General features: G+C 47.6%; 1 protein-coding gene. It reads right to left on the bottom strand.

What is annotated here, in order from left to right; genetic code table 11:
* Positions 1-79: 79 nt before the first annotated feature.
* Entirely contained in the window at positions 80-673 is a 594-nt protein-coding gene (locus tag HW932_RS21490; RefSeq protein WP_176978485.1) for a hypothetical protein, read from the bottom strand.
* Positions 674-695 lie beyond the last annotated feature (22 nt).

The following is a 695-nucleotide window of genomic DNA, read 5'->3' as shown; positions in this document are numbered from 1 at the left end:
GTCTAGTTGTTCTTGGTACAGGCTATCGATGCTGTCCCTGTGACCATCCGGGTAGGCCGCCTTTTCTACCGGAGGCAGATCATCGAAGTAGTCCAGAATGCTTTTGAAAAAAATCACGGTTATCGCCACCATTTGTTAGTTTGGCTGACAGGCTGGAGAAATATGCTTCATCCTGCTTGCTAAGTTCCCCATAAGCGGCATATCGTTCTGCTTCTGTGTAAGTTCCCGAATCATCATAGACAATGGCGCTCAAATCATTTCGAGCCATGCCTGCGAACGGATTGGAAAGATGCTTGGGCGGGGATTGGGATAGCCCGATGGCCCAATCCAGAGACTTCTGGCCTAAAGTCAATCGAGCGGGATCGTCTGTTTTTGGAAGTAAGTCGTCTTTGTTATAGCTCCCGCCTGCAATAAGGTGTCCGAAATTATAAATATCCTTCTGTCCTTTTGCATATAGGCTCTTCAACTCGCTTTGTGACATGGATGTCTGTCGCTCGATAGCACTGCTTTGAATATAGCGTGCCTGAGCGGAACTGGATATTGAAACGGTTGCGGCAGTGCTTGAGTTGGTGTTTTCAGTAGTGGACTTTGTAGTGTTCTCCGATCGCAAGCCTTCCTGAGCAGGCGCTTTTGCGGGAATGCTCGTCTGATAAGATTTGATCGAGATGTTCATGGTTTATTGTGCCTTAGAAAGC

This window comes from Allochromatium humboldtianum, from assembly GCF_013385175.1.
Taxonomy (GTDB): Bacteria; Pseudomonadota; Gammaproteobacteria; order Chromatiales; family Chromatiaceae; genus Thermochromatium; species Thermochromatium humboldtianum.
This window is presented reverse-complemented; position numbering and strand designations above follow the sequence as displayed.